The organism is Kitasatospora sp. MBT63, assembly GCF_000710465.2.
Lineage (GTDB): Bacteria > Actinomycetota > Actinomycetes > Streptomycetales > Streptomycetaceae > Kitasatospora.
This window is the reverse complement of sequence record NZ_JAIZ01000649.1, coordinates 1-202: the sequence shown is the minus strand read 5'-3', so window position 1 is coordinate 202 and position 202 is coordinate 1. Positions and strand designations below refer to the sequence as shown.

Here is a 202-nt window from a genome sequence, read left to right as displayed (position 1 = left end):
GGCTGGCGTACGTGGCGAACACCGTCACCCGCCCCGGCCCGGCCGTCCAGCGGATCAGCTCCGAGGGGTCGGTGGTGCACCGCGCCCCCGGCTGCTCGCTGCCCTTGAGGGAGCAGAGCCCCACCGTCCGGCCGCCGTGACCCTCCCGCTTCCACACGGCCGCCGTCTGCTCCAGCAGCGGCAGCGAGGGCACCAGCACCAG

General features: G+C 75.7%; 1 protein-coding gene. It reads right to left on the bottom strand.

Annotated elements, in window-relative coordinates:
* On the bottom strand, positions 1-202 hold a 202-nt coding region (locus AA75_RS50125), incomplete at both ends, for a hypothetical protein (protein WP_033824245.1).